General features: G+C 60.4%; 1 protein-coding gene. It reads left to right on the top strand.

The window, feature by feature from the left end:
* Window positions 1-707, top strand: a 707-nt coding sequence (locus AC6CHO_RS17210; RefSeq protein ID WP_498216703.1) for an IS30 family transposase, incomplete at both ends; no start/stop codon positions are given.

The raw sequence follows: 707 nt of genomic DNA, 5'->3' as shown, positions 1-707 counted from the left end.
TTGAAGGGACGGTGCCTGACGTTCGCCCAACGCGAGGAGATCGCGATCCTCCACGCCCAAGGCCGGTCGATGAGAGCGATCGGGGAGGTTATCGGCCGTTCTGCCTCGACGGTATCCCGGGAATTGAAACGCAACACGAAAACCGGCACCCGTTATCGGGCAGCCACCGCTCATGTGCTTGCCTACGAGCGGGCCAGCCGGCCAAAACCGGCCAAACTCCACACGAATACTCTCTTGCGTGCGAAAGTAGAAGACGATCTTGCCAAGAAGTATTCACCGGAACAGATCGCAGGACGACTGCGCGTCCAGTTCCCCGACCAAGCGGAGATGCGGGTGTCACCCGAGACCATTTACCAGTCCTTGTATATCCAGTCCCGAGGTGCCCTGAACCGGGATCTGACCGCGTGCTTACGCACCGGACGAGCCGTGCGCAGGCCGTCTCGCAAGACCGGGCAGCGCAAGAACCGGATCCCGGAAATGATCAACATTTCCCAGCGTCCGCCCGAGGCAGAAGACCGCGCCGTACCAGGTCACTGGGAAGGGGACTTGATTATTGGCAAGGGTAATCGGAGCGCCATCGGGACCCTGGTGGAGCGGAGCACCAACTACACGATGCTCGTTCACCTGCCCGATGGTTACAAGGCAGAGCAGATGCGTGAGGCGTTGACAGCGAAGATCAAAACGCTTCCGGACGCGTTGCGGCATTC

This window comes from Glutamicibacter sp. GQ173, assembly GCF_059759215.1.
This window is presented reverse-complemented; position numbering and strand designations above follow the sequence as displayed.